This window comes from Arthrobacter sp. P1_B3, assembly GCF_056406615.1.
Map to the genome: position 1 here is coordinate 1 of NZ_JBFTZV010000028.1, position 24011 is coordinate 24011.

General features: G+C 64.0%; 18 protein-coding genes and 3 pseudogenes. 12 read left to right on the top strand and 9 right to left on the bottom strand.

What is annotated here, in order from left to right; translation table 11 throughout:
- Window positions 1-337: 337 nt before the first annotated feature.
- From AC1D2F_RS20560 to AC1D2F_RS20580, 5 genes are all read right to left on the bottom strand, one after another.
- Window positions 338-1681 carry a wax ester/triacylglycerol synthase domain-containing protein gene (locus AC1D2F_RS20560; protein ID WP_229992301.1) on the bottom strand — a complete coding sequence of 448 codons (1344 nt, stop codon included), beginning with the start codon at window positions 1679-1681 and terminating at the stop codon, window positions 338-340.
- A 929-nt stretch (window positions 1682-2610) separates the two neighbouring features.
- Window positions 2611-3597 (bottom strand): Lrp/AsnC family transcriptional regulator, encoded by a 987-nt coding sequence (locus AC1D2F_RS20565; protein WP_229992302.1) that lies wholly within the window; start codon window positions 3595-3597, stop codon window positions 2611-2613.
- 99 nt (window positions 3598-3696) lie between these two features.
- Entirely contained in the window at window positions 3697-4944 is a 1248-nt protein-coding gene (locus tag AC1D2F_RS20570; RefSeq protein WP_476967592.1) for an amidohydrolase, read from the bottom strand.
- A gap of 14 nt (window positions 4945-4958) precedes the next feature.
- Window positions 4959-5720 carry a hypothetical protein gene (locus AC1D2F_RS20575; protein ID WP_476967593.1) on the bottom strand — a complete coding sequence of 254 codons (762 nt, stop codon included), beginning with the start codon at window positions 5718-5720 and terminating at the stop codon, window positions 4959-4961.
- A gap of 23 nt (window positions 5721-5743) precedes the next feature.
- Entirely contained in the window at window positions 5744-6481 is a 738-nt protein-coding gene (locus AC1D2F_RS20580; protein WP_476967594.1) for a DUF5058 family protein, read from the bottom strand.
- A gap of 596 nt (window positions 6482-7077) precedes the next feature.
- On the opposite strand from AC1D2F_RS20580, the pseudogene AC1D2F_RS20585 reads away from it, so the two are divergent.
- Window positions 7078-7167, top strand: a pseudogene (locus tag AC1D2F_RS20585) (PDDEXK nuclease domain-containing protein); the annotation flags it as partial.
- Between the two features lie 105 nt (window positions 7168-7272).
- Here the strand turns inward: AC1D2F_RS20585 and AC1D2F_RS20590 are convergent.
- Window positions 7273-8166 carry a LysR family transcriptional regulator gene (locus tag AC1D2F_RS20590; protein WP_364742553.1) on the bottom strand — a complete coding sequence of 298 codons (894 nt, stop codon included), beginning with the start codon at window positions 8164-8166 and terminating at the stop codon, window positions 7273-7275.
- Between the two features lie 236 nt (window positions 8167-8402).
- Here AC1D2F_RS20590 and AC1D2F_RS20595 point away from each other — a divergent pair, with 236 nt between their 5' ends.
- The 8 genes from AC1D2F_RS20595 (at window position 8403) to AC1D2F_RS20630 (ending at window position 16506) form a co-directional block, all read left to right on the top strand.
- On the top strand, window positions 8403-9827 hold the full coding sequence (locus tag AC1D2F_RS20595) for an NAD-dependent succinate-semialdehyde dehydrogenase (RefSeq protein WP_476967595.1): 1425 nt from the start codon (window positions 8403-8405) through the stop codon (window positions 9825-9827).
- Complete coding sequence (pcaC, locus tag AC1D2F_RS20600; RefSeq protein WP_476967596.1) at window positions 9824-10222, top strand: 4-carboxymuconolactone decarboxylase; 399 nt, start codon at window positions 9824-9826, stop codon at window positions 10220-10222. The genes AC1D2F_RS20595 and pcaC overlap by 4 nt, the downstream gene beginning before the upstream one ends.
- On the top strand, window positions 10219-11124 hold the full coding sequence (locus AC1D2F_RS20605) for an NAD(P)-dependent oxidoreductase (protein ID WP_476967597.1): 906 nt from the start codon (window positions 10219-10221) through the stop codon (window positions 11122-11124). Before pcaC ends, AC1D2F_RS20605 begins: the two co-directional genes overlap by 4 nt.
- A complete protein-coding gene (locus tag AC1D2F_RS20610) occupies window positions 11117-11491 on the top strand; it encodes a hypothetical protein (protein ID WP_476967598.1) in 375 nt (124 codons plus the stop codon). Before AC1D2F_RS20605 ends, AC1D2F_RS20610 begins: the two co-directional genes overlap by 8 nt.
- 3 nt (window positions 11492-11494) lie before the next feature.
- Window positions 11495-12373: an alpha/beta fold hydrolase gene (locus AC1D2F_RS20615; protein ID WP_476967599.1), complete on the top strand. Its 879-nt coding sequence runs from the start codon at window positions 11495-11497 to the stop codon at window positions 12371-12373.
- Window positions 12374-12546: 173 nt separating this feature from the next.
- Window positions 12547-13926, top strand: coding sequence for an MFS transporter (locus tag AC1D2F_RS20620; protein WP_364742565.1), 1380 nt, complete (start codon window positions 12547-12549; stop codon window positions 13924-13926).
- A 71-nt stretch (window positions 13927-13997) separates the two neighbouring features.
- A complete protein-coding gene (locus AC1D2F_RS20625; RefSeq protein WP_476967600.1) occupies window positions 13998-15131 on the top strand; it encodes a zinc-binding dehydrogenase in 1134 nt (377 codons plus the stop codon).
- Between the two features lie 16 nt (window positions 15132-15147).
- The gene (locus tag AC1D2F_RS20630) at window positions 15148-16506 is read left to right on the top strand and encodes an MFS transporter (RefSeq protein ID WP_476967601.1); all 1359 of its coding nucleotides are present in this window, start codon (window positions 15148-15150) and stop codon (window positions 16504-16506) included.
- Between the two features lie 878 nt (window positions 16507-17384).
- On the opposite strand, the gene AC1D2F_RS20635 is transcribed toward AC1D2F_RS20630, so the two are convergent.
- From AC1D2F_RS20635 to AC1D2F_RS20645, 3 genes and pseudogenes are all read right to left on the bottom strand, one after another.
- Window positions 17385-17771 carry a VOC family protein gene (locus AC1D2F_RS20635; protein WP_229992315.1) on the bottom strand — a complete coding sequence of 129 codons (387 nt, stop codon included), beginning with the start codon at window positions 17769-17771 and terminating at the stop codon, window positions 17385-17387.
- Between the two features lie 573 nt (window positions 17772-18344).
- On the bottom strand, window positions 18345-18995 hold the full coding sequence (locus tag AC1D2F_RS20640; RefSeq protein WP_476967602.1) for a hypothetical protein: 651 nt from the start codon (window positions 18993-18995) through the stop codon (window positions 18345-18347).
- 202 nt (window positions 18996-19197) lie between these two features.
- Window positions 19198-19488, bottom strand: a pseudogene (locus AC1D2F_RS20645) (hypothetical protein); the annotation flags it as partial.
- Between the two features lie 181 nt (window positions 19489-19669).
- On the opposite strand from AC1D2F_RS20645, the pseudogene AC1D2F_RS20650 reads away from it, so the two are divergent.
- The 3 genes and pseudogenes from AC1D2F_RS20650 to AC1D2F_RS20660 all read left to right on the top strand — a co-directional run.
- Window positions 19670-19891 (top strand): annotated as a pseudogene (locus AC1D2F_RS20650) (amidohydrolase family protein); the annotation flags it as partial.
- A 143-nt stretch (window positions 19892-20034) separates the two neighbouring features.
- Window positions 20035-20778 (top strand): SDR family oxidoreductase, encoded by a 744-nt coding sequence (locus tag AC1D2F_RS20655; RefSeq protein WP_364743708.1) that lies wholly within the window; start codon window positions 20035-20037, stop codon window positions 20776-20778.
- A gap of 734 nt (window positions 20779-21512) precedes the next feature.
- Entirely contained in the window at window positions 21513-24002 is a 2490-nt protein-coding gene (locus AC1D2F_RS20660) for an ATP-dependent Clp protease ATP-binding subunit (RefSeq protein ID WP_476967603.1), read from the top strand.
- Window positions 24003-24011: the final 9 nt, after the last annotated feature.

Sequence of the window (24011 nt, forward strand, 5' to 3'; positions counted from 1 at the left end):
GTCCGGGGGAGGGGCGGGTATGAATTTGTTGCTGTGGCCGGAAGACTCGTGTCGTGAGGGCTCCGTAGGATTGGCCGCCCGCCGCCCCGCGATGACCCGACCGCTGATTGAGAGACGCGACATGATCGCCGGATAAGGACACGACGGCGCGGTTATCTGCTGGGCCCTAACCCATCCGACAGACTGGAGGCTGTTTTGGCGAAATTGTGGGCCGGTATCGACGCCGGCAAAGCCCACCACCACTGGGTCGTGATCGACGCCGACGGAAACCGTCTGCTCTCGCAGAATGGATCGACCTGAATCGAATTGATTGAGGGCGGAATTCTCGGGTCGAAGTTCATGGAGGTCCAGTCACCGTCAGAGCGTGGAGGGCCCTGGCAAGTTCCTCATGCAGTCTTGTCAGGTCCGGGCATGTCTCGGGGTCGGCGATTGTGGTGATGGTCAGCACGCCGGCGTAGGAGAGGACTGCAAACGCAACCGTTACGTTACCGCTGATCGCTCCGACCGGAATGATCCCGGTTACCGGCCTGCCCGCGATCACCAAGGCATGTTCGGGCCCCCGCAGATTCGTGACGAAGGTATGGACAAGGTGTTGGTGGTCTATGAAGAATCGGTAGGCGCCAAGGCGGGCGAGGGTCCGAGATATGGGGCCGATGAGTGCAGCGGAGGCTCCGGGAGGCTGCTGCTTGGCAATCCTCATTGTTGCGGCAAGTGCCGCCAGCTGTGTCTTGGCCGGACCGACCGCGGGAACGCGTACAGGGATTATTCCGCTACGGTTGCCCAGGTAGGTGACTGATGTGTGGCGGCGTGCCGAGAATAATACGGAGATCACGAACTCTTCGACATATTCGCCCCGTCCCAGCATCAGGCGGTGCAGGGCGGTCGAGACGGCGGCGAGGATGAGATCGTTGACTGTCGCTCCCTGCAGGTGTGCGGCGGTTTTGACTTCTTCCACCTCGCAGTGGAGGACGGCAAGCGTCCGTTGCGGACCCGTCGGGCGGTTGAGTGAAGTGCGGGCAGCCCTGGTCTTGCCCATCGGCCGCAGCTCGGAGGCTCCGGCGGCTGCGGTCCGCAGTGCGGTCCGCAGTGCGGCCGGCAGTCGGGCCAGTGCGTTGAATCGGCTCCTTGCAGCGTCAATGGCCAGGTGCAGCGCCGAGCCTGGGATCTCTGGCTCCCGGCGGCCACCCCACCCGTCTTCTTCCGTGGCTGCCAGGGCCTCCAGGACGGCGAGGCCTCCAATTCCATCGGTGAGGACATGATGAAAAATGAAAACAAGCGCTGTGCGGTCCTGGCTTACGCCGGTAATGAGCTTGGCTGACCAGAGCGGACGGTCTTGGGACAACGGGGTGACGAGCATTTCGGCTGCAATGTTGAGCACGGCTTCCTCGCCGCCAGGCGCCGGACAGGCGATCACGACGAGATGATGTGCCGGATCAAAGCCGGAATCATCTGTCCAAATGGGACGCCCGCAACCGAAGGGGACAGTGACCAGTCGTTGACGCAGCCGGGGAACAGCGCCGATCCGAAGCGCCAGTGTATCCAGAAGGGAAACCGGGTCTTCGCCGGCTTCCGTGCTGAGCATGAGAATGGCCCCCACTTGCATTGGTGCTGAGCCGATGTCCGCGTCCAGAGACATCATGTCCTCGGCGCTCACCCGGTCGACATGTGGTCTTGGTGTCATTTTCGGTCTCCTGGACACGGGTCTCGGGGTTCCCTGTACTCCTTGGAGCGCAGAAAACAGAGGGGCGCGCCGACACCTGACATACCRCAACGACGACCCATATTCCTTGCCGCTGTGAAGGACGTGTGCATGCCCGTCAGGAGCCTGCCCGACCAAGGCGCCGGCCGGGTCTGAGCAGGGTGGAGGCGGCGCTCATCATCAGGGGCAAGGCCAAGACAGGCTGGCAGGCGGGGCACCTGCCCTTGCAACCTACAATTTGCGGAGCAGGCATAGCCTGCAACCCCACCTGGTCGTCATGACCTCACTGTTGGGTCTATGGGGCTTAGGCGCTAGGGCAGAACGTCCCCACTTGCTAGCAGTCTGCAGCCACCAGCGTTGCTGACGGATGCAGGTTCCGCGCAGCCGGCTTCTCCAAGTTTTGGCTCGCGCGCGCTCCGGATCTCCGTCCACCTCGGTTGCAGACAACCATGAGCTTGGCGCGTGGTGAACGTTCTCCTGGGGCTTACGGCTTGGGAGATTGCAGCCACCGTGCCAGCTCGCGGGCGGCCCCCTGTTTTCAGAGGTGTGGACCGGCCGACGATCCGCATTTGCCCGTTCAGGACAAGGCCGGCCACTACCTCCCAGGGCGGGGTGATCGGTCCGATGAACCACCGCAGATGACCTCAAAGTTTTCCCTGTGCTTTAACTTCAGCCGTGACCAGCTCCGGATAGTACGCGCCGTCGAGCCCCCCAAAAACGGCCCCAGATAGTCTCTTACCCCACGCGTTTCCGGGGATTTTGGAACGCCGATAACGGATCTTATGAAGTGATCCGATTCCACCGACCAAGCTCCGTGGAAGGTTAAGGTCACCGGCCCGGTGGGGTCGAATTTTTGGGCGGCTGCCGGTGAAATGTGCAAGCCGCGAGCATCGAGTTCGTCACGGGAATGCCTACGGCTTCTCCGGTACCCCGTCCCGGTACATCACGGTGCTGCGTTTGAAGATCTCCGCGTAAATGGAGGACCGGACAGCGGTCACTTCTTCCATCCCGCGGAGATCGTCGAGCAGCACGCGCAGGTCATCCAGGGTGGCCACAGCCACCTGCGCCAGCACATCCTCGCCGGATGCCGCGGCCCACCGGGTCACCGGCAGGCCGGCCAGATGCTTTCCCGGCCCGCCCGACGCCGCGCCGGAACGGGTCATGGTGACCAGCGCTTCCACGGGGAACCCCAGCGCCGCCGGGTCCACCACCGCCCTGATGAACAGCGCACCGGAACTGGTCATTGCTTCCAGCCTGCGGCTGACTGTTGCCTTGGACACCGACAATTCGGATGCCAGTTCTTCCGCGGTGGCGCGTCCGTTGCGGTGGAGCAGTTCAGCGAGCGACCGACCCGTTTCATCGAGTGACGCCACCGGGTGCCCGCTGCGGATTCCCGCCAGCTGGCCGTCCTCGTCGCGATGCAGCGCCGCATACTGCTCATTGTCCAGAATCGCCGGAGTCCAGCCGCTGGGGGTCCGGAAATACTCCAGCAACGGCGTCATGGTGAAGGATTCCACACCCGCCACTTCCGCCAGGCGACGGTAGAGCAGCCCGCCAAGTTCATCGGCGGAAATGAACATCTCAGCCACAGCCTCGTTCGCGCCGGACAGCGCACTAACCCACGACGACTCGTCCTGCGCAGCCAGCCACGAGCAGACCTGGCGAAGCTCCCGGGGGGCGGCCGTCACGCGCAGCAGGAAAGCGGAGCGCGAGCTGACCGATGCCGGGTTAATGAAGGAATTGGTGCGCACCACACCGGATTCCAGCAGCTTGTTGCCGCGACGCGCCACAGTGCGTTCCTGCTGTCCCAAAACGTCAGCGATCAGGCGCCAAGAGGCGCGGCCGTTGCGCACCAGCGCAGCCACGATCTGCCGGTCGAGCCCATCAAGCTCCTCCACGTCCCGGCTCCTGTCCTGTYACTGCGAAGGCTATGACACCGAAAGGCGGCGCCCACGGAAGGGGAACGGGGCGGCGGGCTMGCCGCCGCCCCGCGCATTTCAGTTCCGGCCCAGATAGGCTAGCACCCCGGAGAGCGCGGCACTTGTTCCGCCAACGACGGCGGCACGGGCGTCCGGTGCGAAGAACGGTGAGTGGTTGCCGGCCGGTGCGGCGCCGTCGTCGAAAAGCTCCGGGTCGAAAGCGCCAAAGGCCCAGAAAACGCCCGGAACACCGATGGCGTCGCTGAGCCACCCTGCATCCTCCGACCCCATGCCCAGCGGCGCATCGATCAGCGCGTCGGCTCCGAAGTCCGCCGTGAACGCCTCGATCACCCGGTCCGCCGACGCAGGATCGTTGTAGCAGCGCGGAAAGCTGTTGAGCTCGGTGATGGTGGGCTCGGGCGCTGCCGAGGCAGCCGCTTCGGCCGAAATGATCCGCCGGATCGCAGCGAGGACCATTGCCCGGGTGTCCTCATCCGGTGTCCGGACGTTGAGGGAGAACTCGGCGGATTCCGGGATGATGTTTTCCTTCAGGCCGGCGTGGAATGTCCCCACGGTGACAACGGCGGGTGTCGAGGGCGCCAGTTCGCGGGAGACGATGGTCTGCAGGCGCAGCACCATTGCGGAGGCGGCGACGATCGGGTCGATGGACCTTTCCGGTTGGGAGCCGTGGGCCTGCTGGCCGTGCACGGTGATCTTCCACGAATCGGCGAGGCTCGCCATGTGGCCGCCCCGGATAAGCAGCTTTCCCTCGCTGATGGGCATGACGTGCTGGGCAAGCACCACTTCCGGTTTGGGAGCGCGGTCCCACAGGCCGTCGTCGATCATGGCCTTGGCGCCGTAGGCGGTCTCTTCGCCGGGCTGGAAGATGAGTACCAGCGTTCCGCCCCAGAGGCGGCTGCGTTCTTTGAGCAGCGTAGCCAAGGCCAGGGCGGACGCGATGTGGGTGTCATGGCCGCAGCCGTGCATCACGGGAGCAATGCTTCCGTCAGGCAACTGGCCGTTGGCGTGGCTGGAGTAGTCCAGGCCGGTTTGTTCTGCGATGGGCAGGCCATCGGTGTCGGCGCGGAAGCCGATGACCGGGCCGTCACCGTTCCGCAGGATGCCCACAACCCCGGTCACGCCGCAGCGGAAGGATTCAATGCCCAGCCCGGCGAGGTGGCGCTCGATGTATTCGGCGGTCTGGAATTCCTGGGCGGAGAGCTCAGGGTGAGCATGCAGGTGCTTGTAGACGCCGACATAGTCCTCTATGAACGACTCAGGAACTTCGACGGCAGGGGTCAGGCGTACGCCTGTGATGATGGTCATTGCTGGCTTCCCTATCAGTGGGTGGGTTCGGAAATGCGGGTGGCCTGGCTGGTTTCGGTCGACTCAGCCGCCGGGACCTGCGGATCCTTGGACCGCGCAAACCAGGAGGCAGCGATGGTGATGATGACGGCAAGCGCCGTGGCAAAGTACGTCAGTCCCGGTGCCAGTGGCACAACAGCGAAAACGATGACGGCGGCAACGATGACCGCCGCGATGGTGGTCCGGCGGCTTTTCATGGCCATGACGCTCTGCAGCACCACGGCCCCGAAAATCGCGGGCAGGATGTAGCTGCGGGTAGTGGCGATCAGCGGCGCGGGGAGCATTCCCACGAGCCAGGTTCCCAATACGCCGACGAAGAGGATGAGGGTGGTGATGTGGACCAGCACCGCCCCGATAATGGCGCTGCCGGCGATGAGTTCGGCGCGGCGGGTGCCCGGTTTTTCCCCGAGGTTGGCTTGGGCCACGATGGCCGCCGGCAGCAGTTTATTGGCGATGTTGCCGATCAGGAACGCCTGGTACATGGCCGAACGCCCCAGAATGGGGAAGTAGGACACCGGCTCGATCACGGCGATGATGCCGAAGGTGGCCAAGACGGCACCGACGGCGGTGACCAGTTCCAGCGGCGTCACTCCCATCCCGGTGCCGAAGGCGGCGTACAGCGCGGCAGCGAGGGAAAACAGTAGTCCGAGCCCCAGCGTGATGGGGCCCCAGATGTTTGTGGTGCGGTCGAACGCCGAAAACTGTGCAGTTGTGTCTGTGGAAGTCGAGGTGGACATCAGAAGGGCTCCTGTCGGTTGTTTCAGGCTGCTGCGGTCATGAGAAACGCGCCGGTGAGGGCCACGATGATGGACACTCCCAGCCCCCATTCGCGCAGCCACGGAAGCCGGAGCTTGTGCGCCAGCAGCAGGCAGACGCCCATCGCCGCCGCGGAGGCGAGCATCGTGACAAGGTGGACGGGCGACTTGAGCACCTCCTGGAAAGCAAGGGTGAAGAAGGCGCCCAGCAGCGCCGCCGTCGGCACGATGGCCATCACTGCAGGGTTCACCCTGCGGAGCTTGGCGTCGCCTTTGCTCAGAATGGGGGTCAGGATCAGCGCGGTCAGCATCCAGGCGAGGCCGCCGATGGTCATGGCAGCGAAGGCGATCGCAAAGATCTTCTGCGTGTACGTGGGGCCTCCCAGTTGTGCGCCCTGCGTGCCCGCTGAAATGCCGGCTGCCGCGACGTCGAAGGCCGCCGATCCAACCAGGCCGATCCGCGTGAGCACTGCGGGCGTTCCGAACAGCGGGAGCAGCGAGATGGCGATGAGCGCCACGGCAAGGGATGGACCGACGGCGGCGGCCGCGCCGGAGCGGACCGAACTGGTGACCTGTGCCGGCGTCAGCTCCGCTGCGGGAGCCGCCTTCCTGATGGCCTTGAAGTATATGGCCGACTGGAGGATGACGACGGCGAAAACGCCCACCGCGGAGGCCCACAGGACGGGGTGGTGGATCAAAGCGGTGATATCTGTGGAACCGGGATCGACAGCGGCGACAACCACGTTTTTCTCCTCTGGAAACTAAGGGAACACTCCTTTGTGCGAGTGTCTATAAATTGAGCTACATGAACTGCTGGTGCCGCTTTATTTCATTTTTACAGCACCGAACGTCCATAAGTACACAGTTTCTATGTTTCAGACAGATCACCAGAGTGAAGCAGCGACGTAAATTCGGCGGTAGCGGGGCAGAGCCCAGGACGGCGCCTCATGCGAGCTAGGCTCAGCCCCGCGGGAAATGCCGAAGAACCGGAACGAGGCCACGGCGAATACCGCGACGAACGAAAGTCAGGCAGCCGATCGCCGCCGCGGGCTGGGAGGGCACCACGAAGTCAGGGGAAATCCTTGGCGGTCCGCTCCCAGTTCTCCTGCGCTCCAGCAGGCACTTCAGAAATGACTTGAATCCGCATGGAACAGCGTCTTTCCCCAGGACATGTCTCGTTTACCTCGTCAAGACTTGGATGCCCAGCAGCGGCAAATCCAGGGATAACACTTGAGCGGGGCGTTTGTGCAGACAGTGTCTGCACAAACTGGCCCGGTTCTGGCGGGGGAGTCGTGCCGGGCATCAACCGCCGGATGGGTCGTTAGTGCGGTCAACGGGCTATGTGGTTATCGAGCTCAAGACGGGCAAGTTTCAGCCCGAGTACGCCGGCAAGCTCAACTTCTACGTCGCCCTTGTCGATGACGTGCTCCTTGCCCGGGCCGGGGACGTTTGCCTGAGCACAAGCCGGCCCCCGCTGTTGCTCGCAACACAGCGGGGGCCTTCTGCCGTGGCGCAAACCACGTGTGCCGGTCCTCTACGCGGCCACGGTGATGTCCGTGTCGGCAGGGCTAAGGTGATCCTTAAGTTCGGCGATGAAGGCCTTGAGATTGGCCGAGCGGCAGTCCCGGCGCCACATGAGCCACGTCTCAGCGCTGCCGAGCCGGCCGGGCATTTCGTGCGCCTGGACCCTGGTTGCGCCCGGCAGCGTTTCGAGGAGGGATTCGGGGATCATGCTGATGCCGGCGCCCGCCGCGACGCAGGCGAGCATGCTGTAGTAAGACGAGATTTCAACGATCCGCCCGGGCACGATACCTTCTGATTCGAGCCAGTCCTCGAACCGCTGCCGGTAGGAACAGACACGGCCAAAAACAAAGGCTGTCGGATGGGAAGCCCTGAAATCATCGTTGATCTCGGTCACGGACTGGGGTGTAATGATGCGCAGGTTCTCGCTGAAGGCCTTGATTCCCGTCAGGGCAGGTACAGCCGGCTTGCCGTCGGAAAAGGCCGCCGTGAGTTGGCCGTTGAGCAGCCGGTCAAAGAGGTGGCCGGAGGAATTGGCGTCCAGTTCCAGTTCCACGGCAGGGTAGTGGAGGTGGAAGGCGGCGAGGATGGGCGGGATGCGCACCGCTGCGGTGCTCTCCAGGGCTCCCAGCCGGAAGCGGCCGCGCGGTGTGCCCTGGGTGGAGAACGCCTTGGCATCATTGACCAGGTCAATGATCCTTTGCGCATGGTCCAGGAAGAGCTCGCCATCGGCCGAGAGGGAGCTTTGCCGCTTGTCGCGCACGAGGAGCTTGACGCCCAATTCCCGCTCCAGCTGCTGAATACGGGTCGAAACGTTCGAGGGAGCACGAAGCAACTTGGTGGCCGCCTTGGTGATGCTGCCCGTCTCCGCGACGGCGATAAAGATTTCCAGCTGCGAGATCTCCATGGTCCTCTGTTCTCCAAAAGCGAAGTGATGTAACCAAAACATCACGCTTACAGAAGGATGACAGCCCTCCGGTTCCTTTTCAACCGATGCAGGGCGACAGGGGAGTGGGCAAGCTAAACACCGGCTAATCGTTCTCTTTACGAGAAGTGAAACTTCGGAAACTTCTTATTTATCAAAGTGTCCCGTGCTTCTAGAGTCGTTGTTAGCCCCATCACACGAACTTGAAGGAACACATCATGGGCACTATCGAAGTTGCCGTCGCGAAGTCGACGAACCCGGCCACCGGCGAAGACGTCGCGACATACCCGTATCTGGATGAGCAGGCCGTCACGGACGTCGTCCGGTCCGCCGCCGAGGGTTTCGCCAGCTGGCGGGACACGTCTCCAGCACGGCGCGCGGAGGTCTTCCGCCGGCTGGCGGAACTGCTGCGCCGCGACACCGCGAAGCTTGCCGCCGTGATTACCGCAGAAATGGGCAAGCCGGTCACCCAGGCCCAGGCCGAAGTCACCAAGTGCGCGAACACGCTCGACTGGTACGCCGAGAACGGCCCGGCCATGCTCGAGGACACCGCGACGACGATCGGTCCGGAAGCCTACGTCTCCTACCTGCCCACCGGCACAGTGTTGGCGATCATGCCGTGGAACTTCCCTGTCTGGCAGGTCTTCCGGGGCGCCGCGCCGATCATTCTGGGCGGCAACGGCTACCTCCTCAAGCCCGCCTCGAACGTTGTGGGCTGCGGACTGGCCCTGGAGGCACTGTGGGAGGAAGCGGGTCTTCCGAAAGGCACCTTTGCCGTCGTGAACTGCGACCGCCATCACGTGCCGGCCATCATCCATACCCCGGCAATCACTGGCGTGGCCGTTACCGGCGGCACCGCGGCCGGGCAGAGCGTGGCCGCGGAGGCCGGGCGGGCCCTGAAGAAGGTCATCCTGGAACTCGGGGGATCGGACCCGTTCATCGTCCTTGCCGACGCCGACCTGGACAAGGCGGTGGACGCTGCGGCGACCGGGCGCATGGTGAATGCCGGACAGGTGTGCATCTCGGCGAAGCGGATCATTGTCGAACGCGCCGTCTACGCCGAGTTCACCGCGAAACTGGCCCGCCGCGTTGCAAGCTTCAAGGTCGGGGACCCCGCAGATCCGGAAACCTTCGTTGGCCCGATGGCCAAGGAGGATGCCCTGCGTGATGTCGATGACCAGGTCAAACGCTCCGTCGCGGAGGGGGCCGAGCTCCTTACCGGCGGCCATCGGCTGCCCGGTCCCGGTTCGTTCTACGCCCCCACTGTCCTTGCCGGTGTTACCGAGTCCATGACCGCCTTCAAGGAAGAGATCTTCGGCCCGGTCGCGACGGTCATCGCCGCCGAGAACGCCGAGGATGCCCTGGCCAAGGCCAACAACTCCGAATTCGGCCTCAGCGCCGCCATCTGGACCGGCGACAACGCCAAAGCCCGGGCCATGGCCCGCAGGATCGACGCCGGCGGCGTCTTCATCAACGGCCTCTCCATCTCGGACCCCCGGATCCCCATCGGCGGTGTGAAGAAGAGCGGCTTTGGACGGGAGCTGTCCTACCTCGGCGTCCACGAATTCACCAACATCCAGGCGGTCTGGGACCAGACACCACTCAACGCCGCCGAAGAGGCAGCAAAAGGAGTAGCCCAATGAGCACCACCACCACCAACCAGGAACTGTTCGACAAAGGCCTCGCCACCCGCCGGGAAGTCCTCGGCGACGCGTACGTCCAGCGCAGCATGGACAGCGCCGACGAGTTCTCCATGCCCATGCAGGAACTCGTCACCCAATACTGCTGGGGCGATGTCTGGAACCGGCCGGGCCTTGAACGCGCCCAGCGCAGCCTGATCAACCTGGCCATGATCAGCGCCCTGAACCGGCCCCACGAGCTGAAGGTCCACGTCCGCGGCGCCATCCGCAACGGCGTGACCAAGGAACAAATCAAAGAGGTCTTCCTCCAGGTCGCCATTTACTGCGGCGCCCCCGCCGCACTGGAAAGCTTCCGCCTGGCCCGCGAGGTCTTCAAGGAAATGGAGGCCGAGGCATGAGCGCCATCGGCTTCATCGGACTCGGGAACATGGGCTTCCCCATGGCCTCACGTCTTGCCGACGCCGGCCACCGGCTGATCGTCAACGACCGTGATGAGGGCGCCGTCCAGCGCTTTCAGGACGAACACCCGGACGCTAGGACCGCCGCCGACGAGGGCGCCTGGCAGGAAGCCGATGTCATCATCACGATGCTTCCCAACTCCGACATCGTCGAAGGGGTGCTGACCGACGGCGGAGTCGCCACGGCCGCGTCCCTGAACACCCTGTTCATCGACATGTCATCCTCCGAACCTATCCGCTCCCGGAACCTGGGCCAGCGGCTGGAACGGCAAGGGATGCGGTATCTGGACGCCCCGGTCTCCGGCGGAGTCCGCGGTGCCCAGAACGGGCAGCTCGCCATTATGGTCGGCGGCAACTGGCACGACCTGGACCAGGCCAAGGACATCTTCGACGTCCTGGGCAAATCCGTCATACACATCGGCAAGGCCGGCACCGGGCACGCGGCCAAGGCACTGAACAACCTCGTCTCGGCCGCGTCGGTCGCCGCGACCGTCGAGGCGATCCGCGTGGGTGAGCGCTTCGGCATCGATCCGGCGACGATGACCGAGGTCCTGAACGCGTCCTCCGGACGGAGCAACACCTCCGAAAACAAGGTCCGACAGTTCATGCTCAGCGGAACGTTCGGATCCGGGTTCCCGATCGGACTGATGACCAAAGACATCAAGATCGCCACGGCCCTGGCAGATTCCCTGGGCATCGATGCCCCGTTCAGCCACGACTGCGAAAACATCTGGCAGTCCGCTCTCGATGCCGGCCACGGCGCCGAGGACCACACGAGGATGTACGAATACCTCGCCACCACCACTCCGGCTTTCAACGATGAAAGGCAAATCCATGCATGACTTCGCACAGGTGCTGCAGAGCGCCACCAAGGACTTCGAGTTCAACCGCGAAATGCGCTACTACACCGGCAAACTCCATGTCGCCATCGGCGACAAGGCCTGGCTGGCCTCCTACGACGACGGCAAGCTCCTCACGGTCGAACCCTCCGGCACCGACCCCAAGGATGCCGCCATCTGGATCAAAGGCACCGACGAGCAGTGGAAGGACATGACCGCCGAATACCCGCGCCCGTTCTTCCAGTCCCTGCAGAGCTCCTCCGCCAAGCACGGAGTCCTGCTCAGCAACACCCACCAGCTCTATGCCTACCTGCCGGCCCTGAACCGGCTCATGCAAATCTTCCGCCAGCTCAACGTCGAAGGAGCGTAAGTCATGGCAAAGTTTGAACCTATCAAGGGCGGTTACGTCTACCTCACCGTCGAGGACGTCGAATACCGGGTCTACTACGAAGAGGCCGGGCAAGGCATCCCGCTCCTCGTCGGGCACACCGCCGGCTCCGACGGGCGCCAGTACCGGCACCTGCTCAACGACGCCGAGGTCACGTCCCGCTACCGGGTCATCGCCTTCGACCTGCCCTTCCACGGCAAGTCCCTTCCCCCGCACGGGGAGAAGTGGTGGACCCAGGAATACAACATGACCAAATCCCGGATGATGGCCTTCCCCAACGCCCTCTCCGAAGCCCTCGAGCTGGACCGTCCCGTCTATTTGGGCAGCTCCATGGGCGGGCACCTCGCCATCGATTTGGCCTCCAACTTCAACGACCGCTACCGTGCCACGATCTCCGTGGAAGGGGCCCTGCGCTCCGCGGCCGAGTACGTGGAAGTCGGCATGGACGGCATCCGCCGCGAGTTCGACAACCCCAACGTCTCCCGCAACTCCATCGGGGCGGCCATGCTCCTGAACATCTCGCCGTACTCCCCGGAGGAGAACGTCCGCGAGATCCAGTGGGAGTACCAGTCCGGCGGCCCCGGCGTCTTCGCCGGCGACCTGTATTACTACTACTACGACCACAACGTCTCCCCGGAAGAGGCAGCCGCCATCGACACGAGCAAGTGCATGCTGTACCTGCTCACGGGCGAATACGACCCCAACACCTCCCCGGCCGAAACCAAGGAAGTCGCGAACCTGGTCAAGGGCTCCAAGTTCTGGGAAATGCCCAAACTCGGCCACTTCCCGGTCACCGAGAACTACCCCGAATTCCGCAAGTTCCTCCTGCCGATCCTCGCCGAGATCGAAGCCAAGTCCCGCTAAGGACCTACCGCCGGCGGGCCGGACACCCCGGCCCGCCGCACCCGGCGCCCGCATCACCGGCGCGCATCACATCCTGACAGGCACCGCTGCCGCCACGTCCCCAGGCAGTCACGCCCAAAAACCGCTTGCACACCCCAACCTCAGCCCCCTGAACCCACCAATGGAGGTGGATCATGTCCACAAACAGCAACACGGCCTGGCGGCCGGCGCACGTCACCAACCGGCAGATCAAATTCGCGACCATCCTTTGCTTCCTGGCCTGGGCGTTCGCGGTCTACGACTTCATCCTCTTCGGCACGCTGCTGCCCGAACTCGGGAGAGAACTCGGCCTGAACGAAGCCGAACAGGCCACCATGGTCACCTGGATGTCCGTCGGCGCCGTCGGCATGGGCCTCATCGCAGGGCCCGTCGTCGACAAATTCGGCCGCAAGGCCGGACTCGCCTTCACCACCGCTGGAGCAGGCATCGCCTCGGCGTTGACCGCACTCGGCGGAATCGTCCCGGTCGCCGTCCTCGTGGCCATCCGGTCCCTCAGCGGCCTGGGCTTGTCCGAACAAGGCGTGAACGGCGCCTACCTCAGCGAGCTCTACGGCGCGTCCGATGACCCCCGGATCAAGAAGCGCCAAGGCTTCATCTACTCCCTCGTCCAGGGCGGCTGGCCGATCGGCGCCATCCTCGCCGCCGCGCTGACCGCTGTCCTGCTTCCCGTGATCGGATGGGCCGGATGCTTCGTCTTCGCAGCCATCCCGTCCCTGATTGTCGCGGCACTGGCCCGCAAACTGCGAGAATCACCGCAGTTCGAATCCATCCAGAAAATCCGGAAACTCCAAAAGACAGGCCGCCATGCCGACGCGGAAGACCTCTCCGCCGCCCTCGGAATCGAAGAGCACGAAACCCGCAGCACCCTCGCGGACGTCTTCCGCGGCCGGAGCCTGCGCACCACCCTGGCCCTGGGGCTGGGCCACATCCTGAACTACTTTCCCGTCCAGGTCTTCAGCGTGCTCGGCACAACCGTCCTGGTCAGCGTCCACAACGTGTCCTTCACCAACTCCCTCGCCATTCTCCTGATGTCCAACGTGATCGCCTACCTCGGCTACCTCACGCACGGGTTCTTCGGCGACAAGTTCGGGCGCCGCAACGTCATCGCCTTCGGCTGGATCACCGGCGGCATCGTCTTCACCGCCATGATCTTCGGTCCCAGCGACTTCTGGACCGTCGTCGCGCTTTACAGCCTCGGAACGTTCTTCCTCATCGGACCGTACTCCTGCGTGCTCTTCTTCGTCGGGGAAAGCTACGACACCCGCATCCGCGGCCGCGGCGCAACCTTTGTTGCAGCAGTCGGCCCCATCGGCGCGATCCTATCCAGTGCACTGGCGGCCACCCTGCTCTCCGGCGGCGGCAACTGGGCGACCGCCGCATTCCTCTTCGGAGCGATCCCGTGCGTCCTCTCCGGCGTCGCGGTCCTCTTCTCCCGCAAGCACCAGCACGTCGCCGACCCCGTGCACATCCCGGCCGTCGCCGGGGGAGCCCCGGCCGACGAGTCAGCCCACTAACAACCCTCGACCAGGCAGTTGCGGGGCGCCGACGAGCCGCTGGCAACTGCCTTCGACGAAAGAGACCCTAGATGTCTGAACCCGCCTACGGCCGCGTGGCCGTCATGACCAGCCCCCGGGAACTCGACTACGCCGAGTATCCCCTGCCTGCCCCGGGACCCGGGGCGATCCTGATGAAAGTGACCCGGGCCAACGTCTGCGGCTCCGAGCTGCACATCTGGAACGGCAAGCACCCCGTGAAGAAGAGCGGAGGCCTCGGCCACGAAATGGTCGGAACCGTCGCCGCCATCGGGGACGGCCGCCCCACCGACAACGCCGGCCAGCCGCTCAACCCGGGAGACCGCATCGTCGCCACCTACTTCCAGACCTGCGATCGCTGCGCCCGGTGCCTGGGCGGGCAGCCGAACCTCTGCGACAACGCCTACGAGTTCTTCGGCAAGCAGCCGGAGGAAGCCCCCCACTTCCACGCCGCCTTCGGCACCCACTACTACATCCACCCACGCCAGCACGTCTACAAAGTCCCGGACGAAATCCCCGACTCCGTGGCCGCCAGCGCCAACTGTGCCCTCTCCCAGGTCACCTTCGGCATTGACCAGATCGGCCTGCAGTACGGGGAAACCCTGCTCATCCAAGGCGCCGGAGGGTTGGGGCTGAACGCGGCCGCGGTCGCCAAGGAACGCGGCGCAACCGTCATCGTCGTCGACCCTTCCGAGCCGCGCCTGGCCCAGGCGCAGCGCTTCGGAGCGGACCACACGATCAACATGGCCGAAATCCCGGACCTTGAGGAAAGGATCACCGCCATCCAGCGGCTCACCGGAGGCCAGGGCCCCGACGTCGCAATTGAACTGACGGGCRTCCCCGACGCCTTTGCCGAAGGACTGCGGCAGATCCGCCGAGGAGGACGCTACCTGGTCATGGGCAACCTTTCTCCTGGCCGGACCGTGCCGTTCGACCCCGGCTATGTCACTCGCAAAGCGCTCACCATCAAGCACGTGGACCGCTACGAAGGCCGCTACCTCTACAAGTCCCTGGCCTTCCTCGCGGAGCACCGGGACAAGTACCCCTTCGATGCCATGATCGACGCGACGTTCACTCTGGACGACGTTGAAGAGGCCCTGGAAAAGTCCCTGGCCCGCGAAGTCACCCGAGCCGCGATCCTTATGGACGACACAGCTGAGCCCCGCCCCGAGCTCTCCACGCCATAGTGAATGGAATATCACCATGACAACAACACACCGCGCCTTGACCCCTAACCAGGTCCGCCGCAAGAGCCTGATCTCCGGCACCGTCGGAGCGATCATCGAATGGTACGAATACACTGTCTACGGAACCGCCGCAGCCCTCGTCTTCGGCACCCTGTTCTTCCCCTCGAGCGAACCCGGCGTATCCCAAATCGCCGCCCTTGCCAGCTTCGGCGTCGGCTTCCTCGCCCGCCCCGTCGGCGCCTTCGTCTCCGGCCACCTCGGTGACCGGATCGGCCGCAAATCCACCCTGATCCTGACCTTCCTCATCATGAGCATCTCCACGGCCGCCATCGGCCTGCTGCCCACATACCAGAGCGTCGGGTTCTGGGCTCCGGTCCTGTTGTGCATCCTCCGCCTCACCCAGGGGTTCGCCGTCGGCGGCGAATGGGGAGGAGCGGCGATCATCGCCGTCGAGAACGCGCCGAAGGGACGACGCGGATTCTTCGGATCCTGGCCGCAAATCGGTGTCTCCTGCGGCTTGCTCCTTGGCACCGGGGCTGTCGCCATTGCCCAAGCCATCTCGGGGGACCAGTTCATCGTCTGGGGCTGGCGTCTGCCCTTCCTCCTCAGCGTGCTGCTCGCCGCCGTCGGGCTTTACATCAGGCTAAACGCCAGTGAAAGCCCTGCCTTTCTCGCCGCCAAAGCCGAGGCCGAGCGGAAACAGGAAAAGCAAAAGGCTCCGATCCCGGTGGTTTTCAAGGAGCACCGCAGGGCTCTGGTCATTGCCCTGTTCTCGCGCTTCGCGGAAGCCGGGAACTACTACCTCTTCACCGTCTTCCTGCTCTCCTATGTGGCCACAACGTTGAAGCTCCCGGCATMCTACGGCCTGGTGGCCGTCATGATCGGATCGGCACTGAACATCGCCATGATTCCGGTCTTCGGCGCCATCTCTGACCGCATCGGCCGCAAGAACACCTTCTTCTTCGGCGCAGCCGTCATCATCGTCAGCGCCTGGCCGATCTTCGCCATGATCCAGACCGGAAACCCGTTCACGATCATCGGCGGCGTCGCGATCTTCCTCACCCTGGGCCACGCAGCGGTCTACTCCGTGCTGCCGGCCTTCTACTGCGAACTGTTCCCCACGGAAGTCCGGTACACCGGTATCTCGGTCGGCTACCAGACCGCAGCCATCCTTCTGGCCGGGTTCACTCCGGTGATCGCCAGCGCCCTTGTCCTCTGGTCCGGCGGCACCTGGCCGCTGGTCGTGATCATCGTCGTGACCACCCTCATCGCCGTGACGGCAGTCGCTGCAGCCAAGGAATCCAAGGACCTTGACCTCGATACCATCGGCAAACCAACTCCGCGGCGCACCGCGGCGCACAGCGGAGTGAAATGAGAAGCCATTGAGCATACTGACCACACTTGCAACCGGCGCCGCAACCATCATCAGGAAGGCACGCGAAGCATACTCGGAGTTCGCACGGGAGTACGTGGATCTGCTCACCGCGGGACAGTCATTCCGACCATCAGAAGGTCCGATTGTCCGGCAATCCTAGATTGCGCTGACGCAGTCTGGTCAGATGGCCACGCTTGAGGAAGCCGGGACTCCTTACTCAACAGGGGTCCCGGCTTTCTGCCCTGAGGGACCGGCGTATGCAGGTCTGAACCTTGTCGCGGGCCGACGCGTACCTGTCATTTGCACGCGAACGCTGGGTTCATGATGGCGCCATGTGGGATGAGCCTTGTGAGGGGCAAGGTCGCGCCCACTCCGTCCGAGACGTTTGCCGCGGATGTGGGGTCCATCATTACCGTCCACACCCGTGTCCACGTGATGCCGTTGCTCATCGGTGATGCTCTCGTTGCCTATTCTGCTGACACGAGTTCATGCACCCTGGAAGTCTGTGTGACATGACTTTCCGGCGGGTTTCTACGTCCCTTTTCTAGCGCGTCATGGCCGGGCCGGGGCTCGCCCGGTGAGGGAGTGCCCCCCGGGGAATCAGGTGTTGTTCACAACGGAAAAGGTCCGCAAGGTCTAGTGCTCCAGGGCGACGCCTTGGTGGGGGACAAGGAGACTGAGGCCAAGTGCGCGAAGGTCTTCGCGAAAAAACCCGTTCCCACGGTGAACCCCATTGCCAACGAAGAGGGTAAACCGCGGCGTACGAAGCAGGCTAAGAAGTAGCCGACTTATCCGACGTCGAAAATTTCCCCGGCCTTTGTCCCGCTCATCCAGGACCCTGGCCTCGCGCCAACTACATCAAACCCGGCAACTGGGAATCATGCAGCACCCGATCCATACGGGCGCGTGATCGCCTCGAGGAAATGTCCGTCAGGATCCGCGAAGTAGACGCCGCGTCCGCCGTCGTTGTGGTTGATCTGCTGTGGGCGGGACCGTCCCGGGTCTGCCCAGTAGGGGATGCCCTCGGCCTGGATCCTTGCGAAGATTCCGTCGAAGTCTTCCTCGCTGACCAGGAAGGCGTAGTGCTGCGGGGAGATGGGCCGGTTCGCCGTGGCGAAATCGAGGGCCACTCCATGGTCAAGGGGCACGGTCATGAAAGACCACATAGGTTGGGGTTCCGGCAGCCCGAGCACGTTGGCCAGGAACTTCGCCGAACGGCGCTTGTCCGTTGCGTAGACGATGGTGTGGTTGAAAGTGACCGTCATGGTGGCCTCCTTGGGTGTGGTTGTCTGACACCATCTGACGTCCAGCCCCCTTCAGATTTCAAGAGCGCGCGCTACGTCCTTGGAACCTTCATTGGGCCAGCAACAGCGATCAGGACACAATGACTGTGTCAAGTATTTCTGGCCACGGAAGGGGCGGTTAAAACTGGCCCCACCCTGCGATGATGGGGACCGTCGAAAACTGGGCCGCGGTGACCGTGTGCGCCCTTCGGTGCTTGAGCGGGGGTGTGGGACAACGGCGCCGCAATTGGCTCTACCGCTTCCGGGTTCTTGGGTGAACGTCGAGTTCCTCGGGTCGGCCGGGCGTTGATCAGCAGGTGCCAATCATCATGCCTGCGGGCGGTCGCTGGGTTCAGTGTCATGGTTTTCCCCGGACCGGCAGTGGTTGGTGCGTTGTGGGCCAGCTTCACCGGGACAGTTGTTGTCACCGGCGCAGTTCTATCGAATTGTCGATCCAATGGGGCGCAAGTATCGGCGACCAAAGCAGCTCTGCGCGGCGCCTCTTTTCAGGGGCGCCGCGTAGTCCTTTTCAGGGGTTACGTGCTTTTCAACGGGTTAGAACGGACCAACACCGATGAGCTGAGCGACTATGGCCAAGGCGAATACGGTGGCGAGCAGGATCAGGGTCAGCGGCCAAATGAACCGGAACCACTTGTTGAACGGAACCCGGGCCAGGCCCAGGGCACCGATAAGTACTGCGTAGCTGGGCAGGATAAGGTTCGTAATGCCGTCACCGTACTGGTAGGCCAGCACGGCGGTCTGCCGCTGCATCTCGAGCAGATCCGCCAGCGGGGTCATGATGGGCATGGTGACAACGGCCATTGCCGACGAGCTGGGGATGACCAGGTTGATCAGGCTCTGGACCACCACCATCAGGCCCGGAACCAGCACTGCCGGCAGTGCGGTAAGTGGCTGGACGAGGCCGTTGATCACGGAATCGATGACCTGCCCCTGCTCAAGCACGATCTGGGCAGTCCGGGCGAACCCGACCAGAAGTGCGGCGAACAGCAGTTGGCGTGCACCGTCCACGAAGCCGTCAGCGATCTGCCCTGGCCTCAGCCGGCTGGCGATGCCGATCAGGATGGCGATCAACACGAAGTATCCGGTGAGCTGGGGGATGCCCCACTTCCACATGAGCATCGCGAAGATCATGAACGCAATGCCGAGCCCGAAGATGATGAGTGCGGCCTTGTGCCGGCCTGTCATGACGATGGTCTTGGGTGGTGTAGAGCTGGGCGCCGGCGTCGACGGCCAAACTGGCCGCGTTGATCTGTTCAGTGCTGTACCCGTTTGCAGCCCCGACAACCACGACGTCGGCCAGTTCCGGTTGTGCGGGATCGGCCAGGTTGACGCCCAGACTGCGCAATGGGGCGGCCAGACCCTCCGCTCCGAGCGCCAGCACCCGGGCCCCGGGGTGGCGGTGGGCAATGTACTCGGCGGCTGCGCTGCCGGCGGTAACAAAATCCTCGTCGCGGATTCCGATTCCCTGGGAGCGGAGGTGCGCCGCGTACTCGGCCGGGGTCTTCTCCGAGGCGTTGGTGCAGACTACGACGGCGTGTCCGGCAGCGTAGAGCGCTGCCACCAGCTCCGCGGCGCCCGGCATGGCTTCCCCGCCGGCACCGCCGGCGCGCTTTGTCCGCATCAGGCAACCGTCGACATCCAGTACCCAGCCGTGGGAATTTTCAATGGCGTCGCTCATGCCGTGACCTCCTGTGCGGCGCTGCCGACTGTTGGACCAACTTCGTTGGACGTCCCGCGTTGAATGGAAAATTTTGTGGTGCCGTCGCTGATGGACACCGAGGTGGAGGGCCGGTCATTCACTGCAGCGAGCAACCTCTGCAGCGTTGAGGTGGCCGAATTCTTCTTCGCGGCGTACATGCTGGTCCCCGAAGTACTTCCCGCCGCAGCTGGTGCAGTACGCGAACTCACTCCTGCGGACCAAGGTCCTGTTCGGCTCCGACTACCCGATGATCCCGCCGGACCGCTGGATCGCCGACTTTGAGAAACTGGCCATCAAACCCGAGGTGCGCCCGCTGATCATGCGCGAGAATGCGATCCGGCTGCTCGGGCTGCAGAACGCCACAGCGACCGCCGCGGAATGATGACGGGCCTGAGCGCACAGCACATGCTCATGGCTCGAGAGAAAAATGCGTAAATTTGGGAACACCGACGAGCGGGCAACAGCCCACCCGCCTCTGTCCCTCCGCCTGAACACATGGAGAAGACAATGTGACAACGCGTACTCATCACCGCCGGAGCCAGCGGGATCGGCCTGGCCACCGCCAAGGCCTTCGCAGCGGCCGGCGCCCGGGTTCACATCGCCGACATCAATGCCGACGCCGTGGCCGCAGCCAGCGCCGGTAACCCGGACATCACCGGATCCGTGACGGACGTCAGCAACCCCGACGCCGTCGCCGCCCTGTTCGAGGACGTCAAGAAGGAGCTTGGCGGTCTGGATGTGCTGGTCAACAACGCCGGCATCGCCGGCCCCACCGCCCCGGTGGAAGAATACGACGCCGGCGCTTTCGCCGCCGTCGTCGGCGTGAACCTGCAGGGGACCTTCAACGTCACGCAGCGGGCTATCCCGCTGCTTAAGGAATCCGACGCCGCGTCCATCGTGACCATGTCTTCCCTGGCCGGCCGGTTCGGCTACCCGAACCGTGTTGCTTACTCCACCACCAAGTGGGGCCTGGTCGGCTTCGCCAAGACGCTCGCCATGGAACTGGGCCCGTTTGGCATTACCTCGAACACCATCCACCCGGGCGCCGTGGACGGCCCGCGCATCATGAGCGTCTTCGAGGGCCGTGCGTCCGTGTCCGGCCGCACCGTTCAGGAGGAAATCGACTCCGCGATGGCCAACCAGTCCGTGAAGAAATTCATCAACCCGGACGACATCGCCGCCCTGATCCTGTTCCTCGCCGGCCCGCACGCCCGCACCATCTCCGGCCAGATGTTCCCCATCGACGCCGACTCCAAAGCCGCAGTCTAATGAGCACGAAGTATATTGCCGCACAGGCGCCAGCCACCGGCAGCCCCGCCGGGACAAACGCACCGGCCGGTAGCGTCGCTCCGCCGGCGGGCAGCCTCTGGCGCGGCCGCGTCGTGGGCATCGCTCATATTGTTCTTGCGGTCCGGTTCGGGCACGTGCTGATGGGCCCGGACCATGCGGGAAGGTGCTACTGGGCGCTGAAATTAGAAAGCGCYGACGCTCCTGTCCGGTCCATCCCGCAGGTCAGACAGGACCTTGTGCCCGGTTGCCCATTTCTTTGATAGTTCCGCCGGGGCATCGTTTCGGGTCTCAGTCCATGAGGTCGAAGTCCAGGTCGAGGTCCAGGGGCGAGTTCAGCCGTCTCCAGGTGGAGGATGTCCGGCGAAGACACCGGCGGACGCGGCAGTGGCTCCAAGCTGCACAATTGCGGACCGCCACGACGTCCCTGAGGTGCAGCGGTCCTGCACGGCGGAGGCTTTCCCGGTGTGTCGGCACCGGATCCAGATCCTGGGTTCCACCCAACGGTCGGTTTCAGTGGATACGCGGCGACTCACATTTGCGCGCCCAGCCGACAGGCAACGCCATGGGCACAACGGACAAGTCCTTGATCATCACCACTCACCCGGGGGACGTCAGCTGAATCCGGCTCTCTAATATCTGCCTCCGGCGAACGCCCCAAGCGTGCCTGAGGCGACGTAGCATCAAGGTATGGGGGCAGCCAGGAGTGTGGCGAAATGTTTGAGCGATTTACGGACCGTGCCCGTCGCGTAGTTGTGCTTGCCCAAGAAGAGGCACGCATGCTGAACCACGGTTATATTGGTACCGAACACATCCTCTTGGGTCTGATCCATGAGGGTGAGGGTGTTGCCGCCAAAGCCCTTGAATCCTTGGGCATTTCCCTCGACGGTGTCCGCGAGCAGGTCCAGGAGATCATCGGCCCGGGCCAGCAGTCCCCGTCCGGACACATCCCCTTTACCCCTCGTGCCAAGAAGGTCCTGGAGCTCTCGCTGCGTGAGGCCCTGCAGCTGGGCCACAACTACATCGGGACCGAGCACATCCTCCTCGGCCTCATCCGGGAGGGCGAGGGCGTTGCCGCCCAGGTGCTCGTCAAGCTCGGCGCCGACTCGAGCCGGGTCCGCCAGCAGGTCATCCAGCTGCTCTCGGGTTACCAGGGCAAGGAGGCCACAGGCCCCGGTCAGGATCACGTTGAAGCGGTTCCCTCCGGTTCCGTGGTTTTGGACCAGTTCGGCCGCAACCTGACCCAGGCGGCGCGCGAGAACAAACTGGACCCCGTGATCGGCCGCGAGCAGGAAATGGAACGCGTCATGCAGGTCCTGTCCCGCCGCACCAAGAACAACCCCGTGCTGATCGGCGAGCCGGGCGTCGGCAAGACCGCCGTCGTTGAGGGCCTGGCCCAGGCTATTGTCCGTGGGGATGTCCCGGAGACCCTCAAGGACAAGCAGCTGTACACTCTGGACCTGGGCTCCGTGGTGGCCGGCTCGCGGTACCGTGGTGACTTTGAGGAGCGGCTGAAGAAGGTCCTCAAGGAGATCCGCACCCGCGGGGACATTCTTTTGTTCATCGACGAGATCCAGACACTGGTGGGTGCCGGTGCCGCCGAGGGTGCCATCGATGCGGCCTCGATCCTGAAGCCGTTGCTGGCCCGCGGCGAGCTGCAGACCATCGGTGCGACCACGCTGGACGAGTACCGCAAGCACATCGAGAAGGATGCCGCGCTGGAGCGCCGTTTCCAGCCGATCCAGGTCAAGGAACCCTCCGTGGCCGACGCGATCGAGATCCTCAAGGGCCTCCGCGACCGGTACGAGGCACACCACCGGGTCACCATCACCGACGGCGCCCTGGTCGCCGCCGCGAACCTCTCCGAGCGCTACATCTCGGACCGGTTCCTGCCGGACAAGGCGATCGACCTGATCGACGAGGCCGGGGCACGGCTGCGCATCCGCCGCATGACCGCCCCGCCGGAGCTTAAGGCTATTGCCGAAAGGATCATTGCCGTCAGGAAGGCCAAAGACGTCGCGATCGACGCCTCCGACTACGAGGGTGCCGCGTCACTGCGCGATGAGGAGCAGAAACTGATTGCCGAGCGTAAAGAGAAGGAGCGCCAGTGGAAGACCGGCGGGCTGGACGACATTTCCGAGGTTGATGAGGACCTGATCGCCGAGGTGCTGGCGAACTCCACCGGCATCCCGGTCTTCAAGCTGACCGAAGAAGAGTCCTCGCGGCTGCTGAAGATGGAAGATGAGCTGCACCAGCGTGTGGTCGGCCAGGAGGAAGCGATTAAGTCGGTTTCGCGGGCGATCCGGCGCACCCGTGCAGGACTGAAGGACCCGAAGCGTCCGGGCGGTTCGTTCATCTTCGCTGGCCCCACCGGCGTGGGCAAGACCGAGCTCGCCAAGGCCCTCGCGGAGTTCCTGTTCGGCGAGGAAGACGCGCTGATCACGCTGGACATGTCCGAGTACTCGGAGAAGCACACGGTCTCGCGGCTCTTCGGTGCCCCTCCGGGCTACGTGGGCTACGACGAAGGCGGCCAGCTGACCGAGAAGGTCCGCCGTCGTCCGTTCTCCGTGGTGCTGTTCGATGAAGTGGAGAAGGCGCACGCCGATCTCTTCAACTCGCTGCTGCAGATCATGGAAGACGGCCGCCTGACCGACTCCCATGGCCGCGTGGTCGACTTCAAGAACACCGTGATCATCATGACCACCAACCTCGGCACCAGGGACATCTCCAAGAGTGTTGCCACCGGCTTCCAGTCCGGCACGGACACCCAGACCGGCTACACCCGGATGCGCGCCCGGGTCACCGAGGAGCTCAAGCAGCACTTCCGCCCCGAGTTCCTGAACCGTGTTGACGATGTTGTGGTCTTCCCGCAGCTGACCCAGGACGAGATCATCGAGATCGTGGACATGTTCGTCAGCCGGCTCAAGAAGCGCCTGAAGGACAAGGACATGGGCATCGAGCTCACGTCCGCGGCCAAGGTGCTCCTCGCGGCCCGCGGCTACGACCCCGCCATGGGTGCCCGGCCGCTGCGCCGCACCATCCAGCGCGAGATCGAGGACCAGCTCTCCGAGAAGATCCTCTTCGGCGAGCTGCACTCCGGCGACATCGTGGTGGTGGATGTCGAAGGCGAGGGCGACGACGCGAAGTTCACTTTCGCCGGCAACGCCAAGCCGCGCATCCCGGACGCACTGCCCGCCGCAGGCTGATCGGAATAC

Excerpts from the sequence above, each read along its gene's own strand:
- AC1D2F_RS20560 (WP_229992301.1), bottom strand. The coding sequence starts at position 1,681 with ATGACACCAAGACCACATGTCGACCGGGTGAGCGCCGAGGACATGATG.
- AC1D2F_RS20570 (WP_476967592.1), bottom strand. The coding sequence starts at position 4,944 with ATGACCATCATCACAGGCGTACGCCTGACCCCTGCCGTCGAAGTTCCT.
- AC1D2F_RS20575 (WP_476967593.1), bottom strand. The coding sequence starts at position 5,720 with ATGTCCACCTCGACTTCCACAGACACAACTGCACAGTTTTCGGCGTTC.
- AC1D2F_RS20590 (WP_364742553.1), bottom strand. The coding sequence starts at position 8,166 with ATGGAGATCTCGCAGCTGGAAATCTTTATCGCCGTCGCGGAGACGGGC.
- AC1D2F_RS20595 (WP_476967595.1), top strand. The coding sequence starts at position 8,403 with ATGGGCACTATCGAAGTTGCCGTCGCGAAGTCGACGAACCCGGCCACC.
- pcaC (WP_476967596.1), top strand. The coding sequence starts at position 9,824 with ATGAGCACCACCACCACCAACCAGGAACTGTTCGACAAAGGCCTCGCC.
- AC1D2F_RS20605 (WP_476967597.1), top strand. The coding sequence starts at position 10,219 with ATGAGCGCCATCGGCTTCATCGGACTCGGGAACATGGGCTTCCCCATG.
- AC1D2F_RS20610 (WP_476967598.1), top strand. The coding sequence starts at position 11,117 with ATGCATGACTTCGCACAGGTGCTGCAGAGCGCCACCAAGGACTTCGAG.
- AC1D2F_RS20615 (WP_476967599.1), top strand. The coding sequence starts at position 11,495 with ATGGCAAAGTTTGAACCTATCAAGGGCGGTTACGTCTACCTCACCGTC.
- AC1D2F_RS20620 (WP_364742565.1), top strand. The coding sequence starts at position 12,547 with ATGTCCACAAACAGCAACACGGCCTGGCGGCCGGCGCACGTCACCAAC.
- AC1D2F_RS20635 (WP_229992315.1), bottom strand. The coding sequence starts at position 17,771 with ATGACGGTCACTTTCAACCACACCATCGTCTACGCAACGGACAAGCGC.
- AC1D2F_RS20640 (WP_476967602.1), bottom strand. The coding sequence starts at position 18,995 with ATGACAGGCCGGCACAAGGCCGCACTCATCATCTTCGGGCTCGGCATT.
- AC1D2F_RS20660 (WP_476967603.1), top strand. The coding sequence starts at position 21,513 with ATGTTTGAGCGATTTACGGACCGTGCCCGTCGCGTAGTTGTGCTTGCC.